This is a genomic window from Nonomuraea cavernae (genome assembly GCF_014646355.1).
GTDB classification, from domain to species: Bacteria; Actinomycetota; Actinomycetes; order Streptosporangiales; family Streptosporangiaceae; genus Nonomuraea; species Nonomuraea cavernae.
Genome location: NZ_BMNH01000019.1, coordinates 73,843 through 88,177, shown reverse-complemented (window position 1 = coordinate 88,177; position 14,335 = coordinate 73,843). Strand labels below are relative to the sequence as shown.

The window sequence follows — 14,335 nt, the reverse complement described above, 5'->3', positions numbered from 1 at the left end:
TCAGCGCGAAACTCAGGCGGCTCCGCCGAACATCGCCCTGAGCCGTTTGATCTGCTCGGCTCCTTCGGCCGCGCACTGCTCCTCCAGGGTGCGGCTCTGCGCGCCCTGGAGGAGTCGCTTGGTCGCCGCCGCCGCGTCCCGGTTGGTCGACAGCAGCTCAGCGGCCTTGTCCTGTACGGCTTTGGCGAGGTCGCCCCCCGCGACTACTCGCTCGGCGAGGCCGATGCGCATGGCCTCGTCGGCCTCCACGAACCTGGCGGTCAGGCAGATGTCGATCGCCTTGGCCAGGCCGACCAGCTCGACCAGCGGCTTGGTGCCGGTCAGATCGGGCACCAGCCCCAGTGCGGGCTCTTTCATGCAGAATTTTACGTCGTCGGCCACGATCCGCAGGTCACAGGAGAGCGCGAGCTGAAATCCCGCGCCGATGGCGTGACCGTGCACGGCCGCGATGGAAACGATCTCTGGTCTGCGGAGCCAACGGAATCCCTGTTGGGCTTCCTGGATCCGCTGCTCGAACGATGCGCTGTCGAGTCGCGCCGCCGAGCCGAACGAGCCCTGTCCGGGCACTCCTTCGGGTGTGAACATGCGCAGGTCGATCCCTGCCGAGAAGGACGGTCCCTCACCTTGCACCACGACGACGCGCACCTGCTCCGGCAGGCTGTCGCCGATGCGGGCCAGCGCCGACCAGGTCGCGAACGTCTGCGCGTTTCGCTTGTCCGGCCGGTCCAGCGTGATCGTCGCGATCTCACCGTCCACCTCGAAACGCAGTCCGATCTCCGCCAGTGTCTCGGCAGAGACGTCCTCCGTCTGCCCCCCGCGCTGTTGTGGCGCCTTCGCTTCCGCCATCGCCCGCTCCCTCTGTGCTAGACCGTCGCGCCCGAGCCTACAGAATATCGTTCTGGCTCGGGCGCGACGGCTGGCTGACTGGGGACGAGCGGCTGCGGTCGCACGTTCCGAGGCGGCCGTCAGCGCTTGGACTTGCCTCGGGTCGCCCCTCCGCGCCCGCGCAGAGTCACACCGGACTCGCTCAGGATGCGGTGGATGAACCCGTAGGACCGGCCGGTCGAAGCGGCCAGCGCACGGATGCTCTCACCCGCTGCATAGCGCTTCTTGAGATCGCCTGCCAGCTTCTCACGGTCGGCCCCGGTGACCCGGGTGCCCTTCTTCAGTGTCTCGGCCACGAGTACCTCCTGTAGTGCCGGACTTCCGCAGCGTTACTCCGCCATGATCAGTCATTTCAGCGGGATCGGCTACCTACTCCACGGGAAAAGATCCGTACCCACCCAAATTAAGATCAGGCAAGTGCCACAAGATCGGAAAATTCGGCGCTCCATGCGTCTTCAGTTCCGTCGGGTAGCAAGATCACCCTATCCGGTGAAAGGGCGTCAACGGCACCCTCGTCATGGGTGACCAGTACGATCGCTCCTGAATATGACCTCAGAGCACTGAGAACCTGCTCGCGGCTGACCGGATCCAGGTTGTTCGTCGGCTCGTCGAGCAGCAGGACATTGGCACTGGAGAGCACCAGCATGGCGAGCGCGAGCCGGGTCTTCTCGCCGCCCGACAGCACTCCGGCGGGCTTGTCGACGTCGTCTCCGCTGAACAGGAACGAGCCGAGCACCTTGCGCAACTCGGTGTCGGTGAACTCACCGCCCGCCGAACGCATGTTCTCCAGCAGGGTCCGGTCGCTGTCGAGGGTCTCGTGCTCCTGGGCGTAGTAGCCGACCTTGAGGCCGTGGCCTGGCCTGATCTCGCCCGTGTCGGGCTGCTCGACGCCGCCGAGCAGCCTCAGCAGCGTGGTCTTGCCGGCGCCGTTGAGCCCCAGGATGACGACCCGGTGGCCACGGTCGATGGCCACGTTGACGTCGGTGAACACCTCCAGCGAGCCGTAGGACTTGGACAGCCCCTCGGCCGTCAGCGGGGTGCGCCCACAGGGCAGCGGCGCGGGAAAGCGCAGCTTGGCCACCTTGTCGCTCTGCCGTTCCTCCTCGGTGCCCGCGAGCAGCCGGTGGGCGCGGCGCATCATGTCCTGGGCGGCCTTGGCCTTGGTCGCCTTGGCGCGCATCTTGTCGGCCTGCGCCAGCAGCGCGCCGGCCTGCTTCTCGGCGTTGGCGCGCTCGCGCTTGCGGCGCTTCTCGTCGGTCTCACGCTGCGCCAGATAGGCCTTCCAGCCGACGTTGTAGTGGTCGATCACACACCGGTTGGCGTCGAGGTGAAGGACCTTGTTGACCGTCGCTTCAAGAAGGTCGACATCGTGACTGATGATCACCAAGCCGCCCTGATGCGATCGCAAAAAATCACGAAGCCACCCGATTGAGTCGGCATCTAGGTGGTTTGTCGGCTCGTCTAGAAGGAGAGTTTCCGCCCCGCTGAAAAGAATGCGCGCCAATTCCACACGTCTGCGCTGACCACCGGAAAGCGTTTTCAGTGGCTGGCCCAGCACGCGGTCCGGCAAGCCGAGGCTGGAGGCGATCGAGGCCGCCTCGGACTCGGCCGCGTAGCCGCCGAGCACGTGCATCTGGTCCTCGAGCGCGCCGTAACGCCGCACGGCCTTCTCCCGGGTGCGCTCGTCGGCGGAGGACATGCCTAGCTCGGCCTGGCGCAGCTTGCGCAGCACCTCGTCGAGGCCCCTGGCCGACAGGATGCGGTCGCGGGCGAGCACCTCCAGGTCGCCGGTGCGGGGGTCCTGGGGCAGGTAGCCGACGTTGCCGGTGGTGTTGACCACACCCGCGGCGGGCAGCCCCTCCCCGGCGAGCACCTTGGTCAGCGTGGTCTTGCCGGCGCCGTTGCGGCCGACGAGGCCGATCTTGTCGCCCGGGTTGACGCGGAACGACGACTTCTCGATGAGCAGGCGCGCGCCGGCGCGCAGCTCGATGTCACTGGCGATGATCATGGTTGACGGGACACTCCCGAGCTAGGAAACGAGGGTTTGGGCGTGCGACGCCGGTCAATCGGGAGTGTGCATACAGATCAGTGTATGACCCCGATCTGGGGTTCCACCTCCGGATAAACCTCCGGCGGGCGCCCCGCGATCACCGTCGGGTTCCGGCTGACCACCGGGCCGGTTACGCACCGGCTCAATCGGCGGGCGTGGCCGCGCTCGCCCGCATGCCGTCGAGCATGAGGCGCAGGAACCGCTCCGGCCGGGCGGCGATGTGGGCCGGCAGGCCGGCGGGATGGCAGGCGAACAGACCGAGCAGCGCCACGATGTCGTCGGTGCCGACGTCGAGTCGCAGCGCCCCCTCGGCCTGGGCCTGGCGGACCAGTTCGTCGAGCCGCTCCAGCCACTCCCGGCGCGCCCCGGCGAACTCGGCGCGGTCGGTGAAGGTCTCCTCGGGCACGTCGGCCAGCGCGGTGGCGAGCGCGCCGCGGCCGGGATCTCCCGCCCACACGACGAAGTCGTACAGCCCGGTCCAGGCGTCGGGCGCGCCCTGGACGGCGCTGTCCAGGGCGGCGGCGAGGGAGTGGACGTAGTGGTCGCCGATGGCCGCGATCAGCGCGCCGCGGTCGGGAAAACGCCGGTAGAGCGTGCCGACTCCGACGCCCGCCCGACGGGCGATGAGCTCCATGGGCGCGTTGACACCGCGCTCGGCGATCACGTCGGCGGCCGCGTCGAGGATCTTGTCGAGGTTGCGTCTGGCGTCCGCGCGCACGTACGACTCCGAACTGGACGAAGAGATTCCGCTTATTGTATCGTCCGCTAACCGGAATTCGATATTCCACTTAGGAGGACCCGACATGATCCTGGTGACCGGCGCCACGGGCACGATCGGCAGGGCGCTCATCGAGAGACTTCGCGGCGAGGACGTCGTCGCCGTGCTCCGCCGCCCGGCCGACCTCGACTGCGCCCACGTGCTCGGCGACCTCGAACGGCCGGAGACCATCGCCGCCGCCCTCTCGCCCGGCGACCGGCTCTTTCTCAACAGCTCGCTCTGGCCGGGGTTCGTCCAGGCCCACCAGCGGATGATCGACCTGGCCCGCGAGGCGGGCGCCGGGCAGATCGTGACCGTGTCGGTGCGCGGCGCCACGCCCGGCGCTCTCCTCGGCGGCGGCGCGCACGGCGAGGTCGACGCCCACCTCAGGAAGTCGGGGGTGCCGTGGTCGATCCTTGAGCCCGTGGGGTTCATGCAGAACCTCCCGGCCGAGGTGCGCGGCGGCCGCATGTACGGCTCGTACGGCTCCGCCCCGGTGGGCTACATCGACGCCCGGGACATCGCGGACGTGGCCGCGGCGCTGCTGACCCGCCCGGTCGGTGAGAGCGGCGTCCATGTCCTCACCGGTCCCGAGGCGCACTCCCACGACGAGATCGCCGCCGCGATCGGCGCCGCCCTGGGCCGGCCGGTCGAGTACACCGACCTGCCGGTGCCGGAGATGGCCGCCCATCTCGCCCGGCAGGGCCTCCCGGAGCCGGTCAGCCACGATCTCGCCGCGCTCATGGCCGAGATCGGGGACGGCCGCTGGTCCACGGTCACCACGGCCGTCCAGGACATCACCGGGCACCCGCCCCGCTCCCTGGCCGCCTTCCTCGCCGACCACGCACCCGCCTTCGAGCGCTGACCAGGCGAAACCCACCCCGGACGGCCACCACGAGGCGCTCGGCGGGATCTTCCGGTTTGCTTCCTGAGGATGGTCCCCGGCAGGTCCCAGACGGGTCCCGGCAGACCCCGGCAGGTCCCAGACGGGTTCCAGCAGATCCCAGCAGATCCCAGCAGGTCCCAGACGGTTCCGGCAGGCCCCAGGGGGGCCCGGCAGGTCCCGGACGCGTCCCTGCGCGGGCCGCAGGCGGCGTCTCAGGCGGGGTCGACCACCCGGATCCGTACCTCGCGAAACAGCTTGGGCGTCTCGCGCAGCACCGCCAGCTTCGGGTCCGGCACCACGAGGAACGGCTCGGATTCGAGGGCCAGGAGCGGCGCCAGCCGCCGGTCGGCCCGAAGGGTGTCGACCGCGCGGCGGTCACCGCCGAACACGACCGCGTCCAGCTCGGCCAGGTGCGGCGACAGCACCCGCAGCGCCGTCTCCACGGCCGACTCGACGGCCTGGCCCGCCTGGTTCTGCCTGCGCCGGGCGAAACGCTGCTGCGACCAGCCGCCCGCGGCGGTGCGCCCCTGGACCAGCCGGGAGCCGACCTTGGAGGCCACCAGCCGCGACCCGTGGAACACTCCGGCCGCGTAGCCGCCCAGCCGCACCAGCACCACGCCCACGCGCCGCTCGGCCCGCGCGTGCGTGACCAGCCGGGTGACGTGCGGCGGCCCCGGCCGCATCGGCGGGAAGGGGACGTGCAACTCGGCCAGCGCCCCGTCGGCGGCCACCAGGCGCACCACCAGCCCGTCACCGGCGGCCTCGAAGGAGCCGTGCCGGGCGGCGAAGCCGTCGATCCACGGGTGCACGCGCTCGGGCGGCACCGAAACCCACCGGCCGCCGCCCTTCGCCGGTCGCGCGTTCATCCCCGAAGGCTAGCCGACCCGGCGACGGACCCGGGTCAAAGGCGGCAGGCGTAGATGTCGGTGACCAGGATGGCGCGCGCGCCGATGTCCCACAGCTGGTCCATCACCTGCTGGTGCCCCTTGCGGCGGACCATGGCGCGGACGGCGACCCAGCCCTCGCGGTGCAGCGGGGAGACCGTGGGGCCCTCCATGCCGGGCGTGAGGGCGATGGCCTCCTCGATGCGCTCGGCGCGGATGTCGTAGTCCATCATGACGAAGTCGCGGGCGTGCACGACTCCCTGGAGGCGGCGCACCAGCTGGGCGACGCCGGGCGCCTCGGGCGCGCTCTGCTGCTTGATCAGCACCGCCTCCGAGCGCATGATCGGCTCGCCGAAGACCTCCAGGCCGACGTTGCGCAGCGTGGTGCCGGTCTCGACGACGTCGGCGATCGCGTCGGCCACGCCGAGCCTGATGGCGGTCTCGACGGCGCCGTCGAGCTTGATGACGCGCGCGTCGACGCCCGCGTCGGACAGGTATTTGTCGAGCAGCCCGGCGTAGGAGGTGGCGATGCGCCTGCCGTCGAGGTCCTTGACCGAGGTCATCTCGCCGGCCCCGCAGGCCAGCCGGAAGGTGGAGCCGCCGAAGCCGAGCGGCATGATCTCCTCGACGGGCGCGCCGGAGTCGATCAGCATGTCGCGGCCGGTGATGCCGGCGTCGAGGGTGCCCTCGCCGACGTAGACGGCGATGTCACGGGGGCGCAGGAAGAACAGCTCACAGCCGTTGTCGGCGTCGACGACGACGAGCTCCTTGCTGTCCTTTCGGGACCGGTAGCCGGCCTCCTTGAGGATGACCTGGGCGGCTTCGCTGAGCGCGCCCTTGTTGGGTACTGCCAGGCGGATCATGTGGATCGTGTCCTAAGTCTCGCGGGTCCGAACGGGTGGGACGAGGGCGGGCGCGGGCGCCCTAGAGATGCTTGTACACCTCGTCCAGCCCGATGCCCTTCGCGAGCATGAGCACCTGCACGTGGTAGAGGAGCTGCGAGATCTCCTCGGCGGCCCGGTCACTCGACTCGTGCTCGGCGGCCATCCAGCTCTCGGCGGCCTCCTCGACGACCTTCTTGCCGATGGCATGGACGCCGGCGTCGAGGGCGGCGACGGTGCCCGAGCCCGCGGGCCGGGTCTGCGCCTTCTCTGACAGCTCGGCGAACAGCTCTTCGAAGGTCTTCATGATCTCTCTCGTCGGTCGGCTGACGTGCATGACAAGCCTAGTCTGCGCGCGCGGGTCGGATGGCCCGGTGTCCGCCACGCGAGACGCCGGGGGCCGGAACGGCGATGTTGACCATTCCCCTGCACTCCTTTATCGTTCACACGGTTAAATCATTCTATTAGAGTCATTTGAGCCGAATATGGAGACTTAGTGTCGACGGAAAGCCCCTTTCCGCATTCGCTCCGTACGCTCCTCTGGCCGGAAACTCTCCGGAATCCCGCCCCCGTCTATTCCGCCTGGCGCGAGACCGACCCCTTCTTCTGGTTCGACGAACTCGGCACCTGGGTGCTGACCCGCCACGCCGACTGCGCCGAGGTTCTCAGGCGGCTGGACCTGTTCTCCTCCGACTGGCGGCGGGTCGGCGAGCGGCTGCCCGACGAGCTGATCATGTTGCAGTCCGTCGACCCGCCCGACCACCCGCCCGTTCGGCGGCTGCTCGCGGCCGCCTACCGGGCCCAGGACCACGCCGCGCTGGCCGGGCGCACGGCCGAGCGGGTACGACGCCGCCTGGCCGGGCTGGGCGGGGCCGAGGTGGAGTTCGTGCACGAGGTGGCCATCCCGCTCACCGTGGAGACGATCTGCGACCTGCTGGGCGTGGACCCGCCCGATCTCGACTGGCTCACCTCCGTCTCCCCGTCGGTCGTCGACACCATGGACGGCGGGCTGCGCCCCGAGGTGATGCCCGCGGGGATCGCCGCGCGGGCGGAGATCGACGCGGTCATCGCCCACTGGATGACCGACCACCGTCCGGATGGCATGTTCGCATTTGTCGCCGAAAAACTGCGCACCGTGGACGTCGACCGAAGACTCCTGCTGAATTCGCTGCGCTCGACTTTCCACGCGGGCTTCGAATCGTCGGCCCGGTTACTCGCCCTCTCACTACTCGCGTTCATCGATAATCCTGACACTCTCCAGAATTTCCCGGAAAATCCGGATTCCGGGGTAGAAGAGCTGATCCGCTACACCAGCCAGGTCCAGGTGCTCGCCCGCGCCTGCCTGACCGACACCGAGATCGGCGGCCGCAAGGTGCGCGCGGGAGAGGGCGTGACACTGATCATCGGCGCCGCCAACCGCGACCCGGCCGTCTTCGCCGACCCCGACGCCCTGCGGCTGGACCGCGCCCACAACCCGCACCTCGGCTTCGGCCGCGGCCTGCACGCCTGCCTCGGCGCCGGTGTCGCCTCGGCGCAGACCCGGGCGCTCTTCACCGAACTCGCCCGCGCGGGACACACCGTCCGTCCGCACGCCGCCCCGGTGATGTGGGACAGCGGAACCCTGCGCGGCGTGCGAAGCCTGCCGGTCACGTTCGCCCAGGAGGTGGTCCCATGCGCTACGTCTACTGACCGTTAGTCGCCGTGGCCGGCCAGGCCACGGCGAACCGGCGCCTCCCCCTCCCCCGAGGAGCTCGATGACCCATCCGACGGGCGCGCGGGGCCGCTATCGCGACGCCCTCGCCGTGCCCGAGTTCCGGACCCTCTTCCTCTCACACGTGCTCTGCATGCTGGGCACAATCGTGACCCAGTTCGCCCTGACCGTGCTGGTCTACCGCCAGAGCGGCTCTCCCCTGCTGGCCGCCCTGGTGTTCACCGTCGCGTTCGTCCCCTACCTGTTCGGCGGGGTGCTGCTGTCCGCGCTGGTCGACCGGGTGGCGATCCGCCGGCTGCTGGTGGGCTGCAACCTGCTGACCGCCGCCCTCGCCGCCGCCATGACCCTGCCCGGGCTGCCGGTCACCGTCGTGCTGGTCCTGGCCCTCGGCATGGGCCTGGTGGCCCCGGTCTTCGCGGGGGCGCGGGCCGCGATGCTGCCGCGCGTCCTCGACGGTGACGTCTACATCGCCGCCCGCAGCCTGTTCCGGCTGGTCGCGCAGGGCGCGCAGGTGAGCGGCTTCGCCCTCGGCGGGCTGCTGCTCATCGTGCTGACGCCGCGCGCCGCCCTCGTGATCAACACTGGCACCTTCCTGCTGTCGGCGGCGCTGCTCGCCGCCGGGCTCACGGCCCGCCCGGCAGTCTCCGCTCCCGGGACTCAGTCTCTGGTGGGCGACTCGCTGACCGGCCTGGGCAGGATCTTCCGGCAGGTACGGCTGCGCCGCGTCCTCGTGTTCGGCTGGGCCGTGCCCGCTCTCGGGGTGGCGCCCGAGGCGCTGGCCGCGCCGTACGCCGACCTGGCCGGATTCGGCACGGCCGGGCTGGGGCTGCTCATGTCGGCGCTGCCGATCGGCACGGTCCTGGGCGAGCTGCTGTGCCTGTGGCTTCCCTCCCCCGCCCGCCGGCTGCGGCTCATCGCGCCGCTGGCACTGCTCGTGTTCCTGCCGCAGCTGCTGTTCGGACTGCGGCCGGGCCTGCCGTCGGCGATCGCGCTGCTCGTCCTGTCGGGCATCGGGCTCGCCCACCACCTCGGCCTGGACCAGTTGCTCGTGGACGTCGCCCCCGAGAAGCTGCTCGGCAGGGCGCTGAGTGTCCAGACGGCCGGTCTGATGTTCTGGCAGGGTGTCGGATTCGCCGTGGCCGGCGCCGCCGCCCAGTTCGCCGCGCCCTCGCTCGTCATCACGGTGACCGCCGCGCTGGGCCTCGCCCTGGTGCCGTTCCTGCGTCCGCGCCGGGATGACCTCGCGAATGACGACGCCCGCCGTACCGCTCCGTAGCGGAGAGGTACGGCGGGCGTCGCCGGTCGTGCCGGGCGGTCAGCGGCCGTAGCGGCGCTCACCCTGACCGGAACGGTAGCCACCGTTGCCACGGCCGTCGGCGCGGGGGCCGCCGGACCGGTAGCCGTCACGGGAACGGTCGTCGGACCGGCCGCCCCGCTCGCGGTCGGCCGAGAACGGGCGGCCACGGTCACCGGCGGCGCGGGGGGCGCGGTCGTCCGACCGGAAACCGCCGCGGGAGCCGCCGTCGTCGGGCCGGGTGCCACGCGGGCCGCGGTCGTCGGAGCGGAAGCCGCCACCGCGCGGGCCGTCGTCGGAGCGGAAGCCGCCGGCACGGGGGCCGCGGTCGTCGGACCGGTAGCCGCCACGGGGGCGGTCGTCGCCACCGGAGCGGCGCTCGCCGAAGGTACGCGGCTCGGCGGCGTCGGTGTGGCGACGGTGGTAGCGGTCCTCGCCGTCGTGGCGGCGGGGACGCCGGTCGTCGCCCGAGCCGGCGGCCGGGCGGTCGCCGTCCTCGTGGCGGCGCGGGCGGCGGTCGCCGTCGAAGTCACGGCGCGGACGCCGGCCGCGACGCTCGGCGCCGTTGTGGCCGCCCTCGCGACGCGGGCGCAGCGGCTTGCGGACGTCGGGCTCCCAGACGGGGATGGCCTCGCCGCTCGGCTGGCGGGCACCCGCCAGCTCGGCGAGCCTGGGGTGACCCGGGGAGGCCTTGAGGCGGAACGGCTGGATGCCGGCGCGCCGGGTGAGCTGGTCGGTCGAGCGGCGCTCGTTGGGCAGCACCAGCGTGACGACGGTGCCCTTCTCGCCGGCGCGGGCCGTGCGGCCGCCGCGGTGCAGGTAGCTCTTGTGGTCCTGCGGCGGGTCGACGTGCAGCACCAGGCTGATGTTGTCGACGTGGATGCCGCGGGCGGCGACGTCGGTGCAGACGAGCACGTTGACGGAGCCCTCGCGGAACTCGGCCAGGATGCGGGTGCGCTGGTTCTGGCGCTTGCCGCCGTGCAGGCCGCCCGACTTGACGCCGACCCTGGCGAGCTGCTTGCACAGGCGGTCGACGCCGTGCTGGGTGCGGACGAAGATGATCGTCCGGCCCTCGCGGTTGGCGATCTCGGCGGTGATGTCGAACTTGTCGTCGCGCGTCACCTGGAGCACGTGGTGCTCCATGGTGTCGACCGGGGAGGTCGCGGGGGCGACGGAGTGCGTGATCGGGTCCTTGAGGAAGCGGCGCACGAGCTTGTCGACGTCGCCGTCGAGCGTGGCCGAGAACAGCAGCCGCTGCCCGTCGGCCGGCGTCTGCGCGAGCAGCTCGGTCACCACGGGGAAGAAGCCGAGGTCGCACATGTGGTCGGCCTCGTCGATGACGCTGACCTCGATGTCGGACAGCGAGCACTCACCCTGGCGGATGAGGTCGCCGAGCCGGCCCGGCGTGGCGATGACGATGTCGACGCCGCGGCGCAGGGCCTCGATCTGCTTGCCCATGGACATGCCGCCCACGATGACCTTCATGCGCAGGCCCAGGCCGCGGCCGAGCGGCTCAAGGGCGTCGTGCACCTGCAGGGCGAGCTCGCGGGTGGGGACGAGGATCATGGCGCGGGGGTGGCCGGGGGCCGGCCGGGTGCCGGCGATGCGGGCCATGGTCGGCAGGCCGAAGGCGAGCGTCTTGCCGGAGCCGGTCTGGCCGCGGCCGAGCACGTCGGCGCCGGCCAGCACGTCGGGGATGGTCGCGCTCTGGATGGGGAACGGGCTGGCGATGCCCTGCTTGGCCAGCCCGGTGATGAGCGGCCTGGGCAGACCCAGCAGCTCGAACTCGGACGGGCCCTGCTCGGGGGTGAGCTCGGGCAGGACAGCATCAAGCATGGTCACGAAAGTCGTGCCTTTCAGTCGAAGTGGCGCGTCACTTCTGCGAAAGGACGTGCCAGGACGTACGGCAGTGCCGTACTGCGTTACGTTCGCGGGAATTCGGACCCGCTGGGTGGGGACTGGCCCGAAATCGACGGGCCGTCTACGCGCACCCCATTGCCGGCCGCAGGCGGCGATAACGCACATTGGTGCGCCAGGTGCACGTGGTGCCAACGCGGGGAAAACACCATGTATTCCCCGGCTAGTCCGATTATCGGACTTTAGCACGCTCGCACGGCCGACGCCGAGGCGTCAGCCGTGCAGCAAAAGATCAGACGTTGAATCCTAGCATACGCAGCTGCTCACGACCCTCATCAGTGATCTTGTCCGGTCCCCACGGGGGCAGCCAGACCCAGTTGATCTTGACATCGGAGACCATGCCGTCGAGCGCCGAGTGGGCCTGGTCCTCGATCACGTCGGTCAGCGGGCAGGCGGCGCTGGTCAGCGTCATGTCAATGGTCGCCACCGGCCGGCCGCCGTCGGACGGGTCAAGGTTGAGGCCGTAGATCAGCCCCAGATCGACCACGTTGATGCCCAGCTCGGGGTCGACGACATCCCTGAGCGCCTCCATGACCTCGTCGAGGCTGACGTCTCCGTCGACCCCGGTAGGCGTCTCCACCGGCTTGCTCATGACACCCTCCTCACAGCGCAGCACTCCTCACAACAGCGTCTTTGTACGCCATCCACGACAGCAGGGCGCACTTCACCCGCGCCGGGAACTTCGCCACGCCCGCGAAGGCCACCGCGTCGCCCAGCACGTCCTCGTCGGCCTCGACCTGCCCCCTGCCCTGCATGAGGCGGGTGAACTCGTCGACGACCGACAGCGTCTCCTCGACCGTCGAGCCGGCGGTCAGCTCGTGCAGCACCGAGGCGGCCGCCTGGCTGATCGAGCAGCCCTGCCCATCGTAGGAGACGTCCTCGATGCGCCCGGCCGTGCCCACCCTGACCCGGAGCGTGATCTCGTCGCCGCAGGTCGGGTTGACGTGGTGAACCTCGGTGTCGTACGGCTCACGCAGCCCCCGGCCCTGCGGGTGCTTGTAGTGCTCCAGGATCAGCTCCTGGTACATCGACTCGCCGATCATGGCTATCCGAACACCTTCTGAACATGGAGGAGGCCGCGGACCAGGGCGTCGATCTCGCCCGTGGTGTTGTACAGATAGAACGACGCCCGGGTGGTCGCCGGTATTCCGAACCTGAGGTGCAGCGGGCGGGCACAGTGGTGGCCGACGCGCACCGCGATGCCGAACTCGTCGTCGAGGATCTGGCCGACGTCGTGGGGGTGGATCCCCTCCAGCGTGAACGCCAGGGTGCCGCCGCGCAGCTCAAGGGAGTCGGGCCCGATCAGCCGGAGCCCGGGCACCTCACGCAGGGCCTCCAGCGCGTACGCCGTCAGCGAGCGCTCGTGGGCCTCCACCGCCTCCATGCCGATCGCCTGGAGGTAGTCGACGGCCGCGCCGAGACCGATGGCCTCGACGATCGGCGGGGTGCCGGCCTCGAACTTGTGCGGGATCGGCGCGTAGGTCGAGTGGTCCATCCAGACCGCCTCGATCATCTCGCCGCCGCCCAGGAACGGGGGCATCGCGTCGAGCAGCTCGGCCCGCCCCCAGAGCACGCCGATGCCCGAGGGGCCGAGCATCTTGTGCCCCGTGAAGGCCACGAAGTCGACACCCAGCTCGGCGACGTTCACCGGGTGGTGGGGCACCGACTGGGACGCGTCGAGCATCATCAGCGCGCCCACCTCGCGGACCCGCGCCAGCACGTCGGCGACCGGGTTGACGGTGCCGAGCACGTTGGACTGGTGGGCGATCGACACGATCTTCGTTCGCTCGGTGATCAGCTCCGGCAGGCCGGAGAGGTCGAGCCGGCCCTCGTCGGTCACGCCGAACCACCGCAGCGTCGCCCCGGTGCGCTGCGCGAGCAGCTGCCACGGCACGATGTTGGAGTGGTGCTCCATCTCGGAGATGACGATCTCGTCTCCGGGGCCGAGCGTGAAGCGGGGGTCGGCGTCAGCCGTGCCGCGCCAGAGATGCTGCCCGAAGGAGTAGGCGACGAGGTTGAGAGCCTCGGAGGCGTTCTTGGTGAAGATCACCTCGTCGCGCGACGGGGCGCCGACGAACGCGGCCACCTTGTCGCGCGCTCCCTCGTAGGCCTCGGTCGACTCCGCGCCGAGCACGTGCATCGCGCGCCCGACGTTGCTGTAGTGCATCGCCAGATGCTCACGGATGGTCTCGACGACCGCCGCGGGCTTCTGGGAGGAGTTGCCCGAGTCGAGGTAGACGAGCGGACGCCCGCCGGGCAGCTCGCGGGAGAGAATCGGGAAGTCCTTCCTGATCCTCTCCACGTCCAAGCTGGTGGGAGTCATGCACTCGCCTTCGTGTACTGCTCGTAGCCCTCGGCTTCGAGCTTCTCGGCCAGCTCGGGCCCGCCCTCCTCGACGATCCTGCCGCCGGCGAAGACGTGCACGAACTCCGGCGTCACGTATCGCAGGATGCGCGTGTAGTGGGTGATGAGCAGCACGCCCGTCTCACCCGAGGCGCGGAACCGGTTGATGCCCTCGGACACCACGCGCAGCGCGTCGACGTCGAGACCGGAGTCGGTCTCGTCGAGCACCGCGATCTTCGGCTTGAGCAGCTCCAGCTGGAGGATCTCGTGGCGCTTCTTCTCGCCGCCGGAGAAGCCCTCGTTGAGGTTGCGCTGGGCGAAGGCCCCGTCGATGGACAGGGAGTCCATGCCGGCCTTGAGGTCCTTGGCGAACTGCCGCAGCTTGGGCGCCTCGCCGCGGACGGCGGTGACGGCCGAGCGCAGGAAGTTGGACACCGAGACGCCGGGCACCTCGACCGGATACTGCATGGCGAGGAACAGCCCGGCCCGGGCGCGCTCGTCGACCGACAGCTCGAGCAGGTCGACGCCGTCGAGCAGCACCTCGCCGCCGGTGATCGTGTACTTGGGGTGACCGGCGATGGCGTAGGCGAGCGTGGACTTGCCGGAGCCGTTGGGGCCCATGATGGCGTGGGTCTCGCCCGACTTCACGGTGAGGTTGACGCCGCGCAGGATTTCCTTGTCCTCGACGGCGACCTTCAGGTCACGGATCTCTAGGGTGGACATGTGC

At 70.4% G+C, this 14,335-nt stretch carries 15 protein-coding genes; 3 read left to right on the top strand and 12 right to left on the bottom strand.

What is annotated here, in order from left to right; genetic code table 11:
- Nucleotides 1-12 precede the first annotated feature (12 nt).
- From IEY82_RS26330 to IEY82_RS26315, 4 genes are all read right to left on the bottom strand, one after another.
- A complete protein-coding gene (locus IEY82_RS26330; RefSeq protein WP_189126894.1) occupies nucleotides 13-846 on the bottom strand; it encodes an enoyl-CoA hydratase/isomerase family protein in 834 nt (277 codons plus the stop codon).
- 119 nt (nucleotides 847-965) lie between these two features.
- Nucleotides 966-1,181, bottom strand: a complete 216-nt coding sequence (locus tag IEY82_RS26325; RefSeq protein WP_020547488.1) for a helix-turn-helix domain-containing protein — start codon at nucleotides 1,179-1,181, stop codon at nucleotides 966-968.
- 113 nt (nucleotides 1,182-1,294) lie between these two features.
- Nucleotides 1,295-2,893, bottom strand: coding sequence for an ABC-F family ATP-binding cassette domain-containing protein (locus IEY82_RS26320; RefSeq protein ID WP_189126893.1), 1,599 nt, complete (start codon nucleotides 2,891-2,893; stop codon nucleotides 1,295-1,297).
- A gap of 184 nt (nucleotides 2,894-3,077) precedes the next feature.
- Nucleotides 3,078-3,653 carry a TetR/AcrR family transcriptional regulator gene (locus IEY82_RS26315; RefSeq protein WP_225263769.1) on the bottom strand — a complete coding sequence of 192 codons (576 nt, stop codon included), beginning with the start codon at nucleotides 3,651-3,653 and terminating at the stop codon, nucleotides 3,078-3,080.
- Between the two features lie 85 nt (nucleotides 3,654-3,738).
- Here IEY82_RS26315 and IEY82_RS26310 point away from each other — a divergent pair, with 85 nt between their 5' ends.
- Nucleotides 3,739-4,557, top strand: coding sequence for an NAD(P)H-binding protein (locus IEY82_RS26310; protein ID WP_189126892.1), 819 nt, complete (start codon nucleotides 3,739-3,741; stop codon nucleotides 4,555-4,557).
- Between the two features lie 233 nt (nucleotides 4,558-4,790).
- Here IEY82_RS26310 and IEY82_RS26305 read toward each other — a convergent pair whose 3' ends face one another.
- From IEY82_RS26305 to IEY82_RS26295, 3 genes are all read right to left on the bottom strand, one after another.
- On the bottom strand, nucleotides 4,791-5,444 hold the full coding sequence (locus tag IEY82_RS26305; protein ID WP_189126891.1) for an acVLRF1 family peptidyl-tRNA hydrolase: 654 nt from the start codon (nucleotides 5,442-5,444) through the stop codon (nucleotides 4,791-4,793).
- 35 nt (nucleotides 5,445-5,479) lie between these two features.
- Nucleotides 5,480-6,325 carry an ATP phosphoribosyltransferase gene (hisG, locus tag IEY82_RS26300; protein ID WP_189126890.1) on the bottom strand — a complete coding sequence of 282 codons (846 nt, stop codon included), beginning with the start codon at nucleotides 6,323-6,325 and terminating at the stop codon, nucleotides 5,480-5,482.
- 61 nt (nucleotides 6,326-6,386) lie between these two features.
- Nucleotides 6,387-6,650, bottom strand: coding sequence for a phosphoribosyl-ATP diphosphatase (locus IEY82_RS26295; protein ID WP_189126889.1), 264 nt, complete (start codon nucleotides 6,648-6,650; stop codon nucleotides 6,387-6,389).
- 189 nt (nucleotides 6,651-6,839) lie between these two features.
- Here IEY82_RS26295 and IEY82_RS26290 point away from each other — a divergent pair, with 189 nt between their 5' ends.
- A complete protein-coding gene (locus IEY82_RS26290; RefSeq protein ID WP_189126888.1) occupies nucleotides 6,840-8,039 on the top strand; it encodes a cytochrome P450 in 1,200 nt (399 codons plus the stop codon).
- 58 nt (nucleotides 8,040-8,097) lie between these two features.
- Entirely contained in the window at nucleotides 8,098-9,330 is a 1,233-nt protein-coding gene (locus IEY82_RS26285; RefSeq protein WP_189126887.1) for an MFS transporter, read from the top strand.
- Nucleotides 9,331-9,369: 39 nt separating this feature from the next.
- Here IEY82_RS26285 and IEY82_RS26280 read toward each other — a convergent pair whose 3' ends face one another.
- The 5 genes from IEY82_RS26280 to sufC all read right to left on the bottom strand — a co-directional run bounded on the left by IEY82_RS26280 (nucleotide 9,370) and on the right by sufC (nucleotide 14,331).
- A complete protein-coding gene (locus tag IEY82_RS26280) occupies nucleotides 9,370-11,184 on the bottom strand; it encodes a DEAD/DEAH box helicase (RefSeq protein WP_189126886.1) in 1,815 nt (604 codons plus the stop codon).
- A gap of 313 nt (nucleotides 11,185-11,497) precedes the next feature.
- The gene (locus tag IEY82_RS26275; protein WP_189126885.1) at nucleotides 11,498-11,857 is read right to left on the bottom strand and encodes a metal-sulfur cluster assembly factor; all 360 of its coding nucleotides are present in this window, start codon (nucleotides 11,855-11,857) and stop codon (nucleotides 11,498-11,500) included.
- A gap of 10 nt (nucleotides 11,858-11,867) precedes the next feature.
- Complete coding sequence (gene sufU, locus IEY82_RS26270; RefSeq protein WP_189126884.1) at nucleotides 11,868-12,308, bottom strand: Fe-S cluster assembly sulfur transfer protein SufU; 441 nt, start codon at nucleotides 12,306-12,308, stop codon at nucleotides 11,868-11,870.
- A gap of 2 nt (nucleotides 12,309-12,310) precedes the next feature.
- Nucleotides 12,311-13,588: a cysteine desulfurase gene (locus tag IEY82_RS26265; RefSeq protein ID WP_308016002.1), complete on the bottom strand. Its 1,278-nt coding sequence runs from the start codon at nucleotides 13,586-13,588 to the stop codon at nucleotides 12,311-12,313.
- Nucleotides 13,585-14,331 carry a Fe-S cluster assembly ATPase SufC gene (gene sufC / locus IEY82_RS26260; protein WP_189126883.1) on the bottom strand — a complete coding sequence of 249 codons (747 nt, stop codon included), beginning with the start codon at nucleotides 14,329-14,331 and terminating at the stop codon, nucleotides 13,585-13,587. The genes IEY82_RS26265 and sufC overlap by 4 nt, the downstream gene beginning before the upstream one ends.
- Between the last annotated feature and the right edge of the window lie 4 nt (nucleotides 14,332-14,335).

What these genes read in the sequence shown, in the direction of transcription:
- sufU (WP_189126884.1), bottom strand. Translation starts at nt 12,308, where the DNA reads ATGATCGGCGAGTCGATGTACCAGGAGCTGATCCTGGAGCACTACAAG.
- IEY82_RS26295 (WP_189126889.1), bottom strand. Translation starts at nt 6,650, where the DNA reads ATGAAGACCTTCGAAGAGCTGTTCGCCGAGCTGTCAGAGAAGGCGCAG.
- IEY82_RS26275 (WP_189126885.1), bottom strand. Translation starts at nt 11,857, where the DNA reads ATGAGCAAGCCGGTGGAGACGCCTACCGGGGTCGACGGAGACGTCAGC.
- IEY82_RS26310 (WP_189126892.1), top strand. Translation starts at nt 3,739, where the DNA reads ATGATCCTGGTGACCGGCGCCACGGGCACGATCGGCAGGGCGCTCATC.
- IEY82_RS26285 (WP_189126887.1), top strand. Translation starts at nt 8,098, where the DNA reads ATGACCCATCCGACGGGCGCGCGGGGCCGCTATCGCGACGCCCTCGCC.
- IEY82_RS26265 (WP_308016002.1), bottom strand. Translation starts at nt 13,588, where the DNA reads ATGACTCCCACCAGCTTGGACGTGGAGAGGATCAGGAAGGACTTCCCG.
- IEY82_RS26320 (WP_189126893.1), bottom strand. Translation starts at nt 2,893, where the DNA reads ATGATCATCGCCAGTGACATCGAGCTGCGCGCCGGCGCGCGCCTGCTC.
- hisG (WP_189126890.1), bottom strand. Translation starts at nt 6,325, where the DNA reads ATGATCCGCCTGGCAGTACCCAACAAGGGCGCGCTCAGCGAAGCCGCC.
- IEY82_RS26305 (WP_189126891.1), bottom strand. Translation starts at nt 5,444, where the DNA reads ATGAACGCGCGACCGGCGAAGGGCGGCGGCCGGTGGGTTTCGGTGCCG.
- IEY82_RS26330 (WP_189126894.1), bottom strand. Translation starts at nt 846, where the DNA reads ATGGCGGAAGCGAAGGCGCCACAACAGCGCGGGGGGCAGACGGAGGAC.
- sufC (WP_189126883.1), bottom strand. Translation starts at nt 14,331, where the DNA reads ATGTCCACCCTAGAGATCCGTGACCTGAAGGTCGCCGTCGAGGACAAG.
- IEY82_RS26280 (WP_189126886.1), bottom strand. Translation starts at nt 11,184, where the DNA reads ATGCTTGATGCTGTCCTGCCCGAGCTCACCCCCGAGCAGGGCCCGTCC.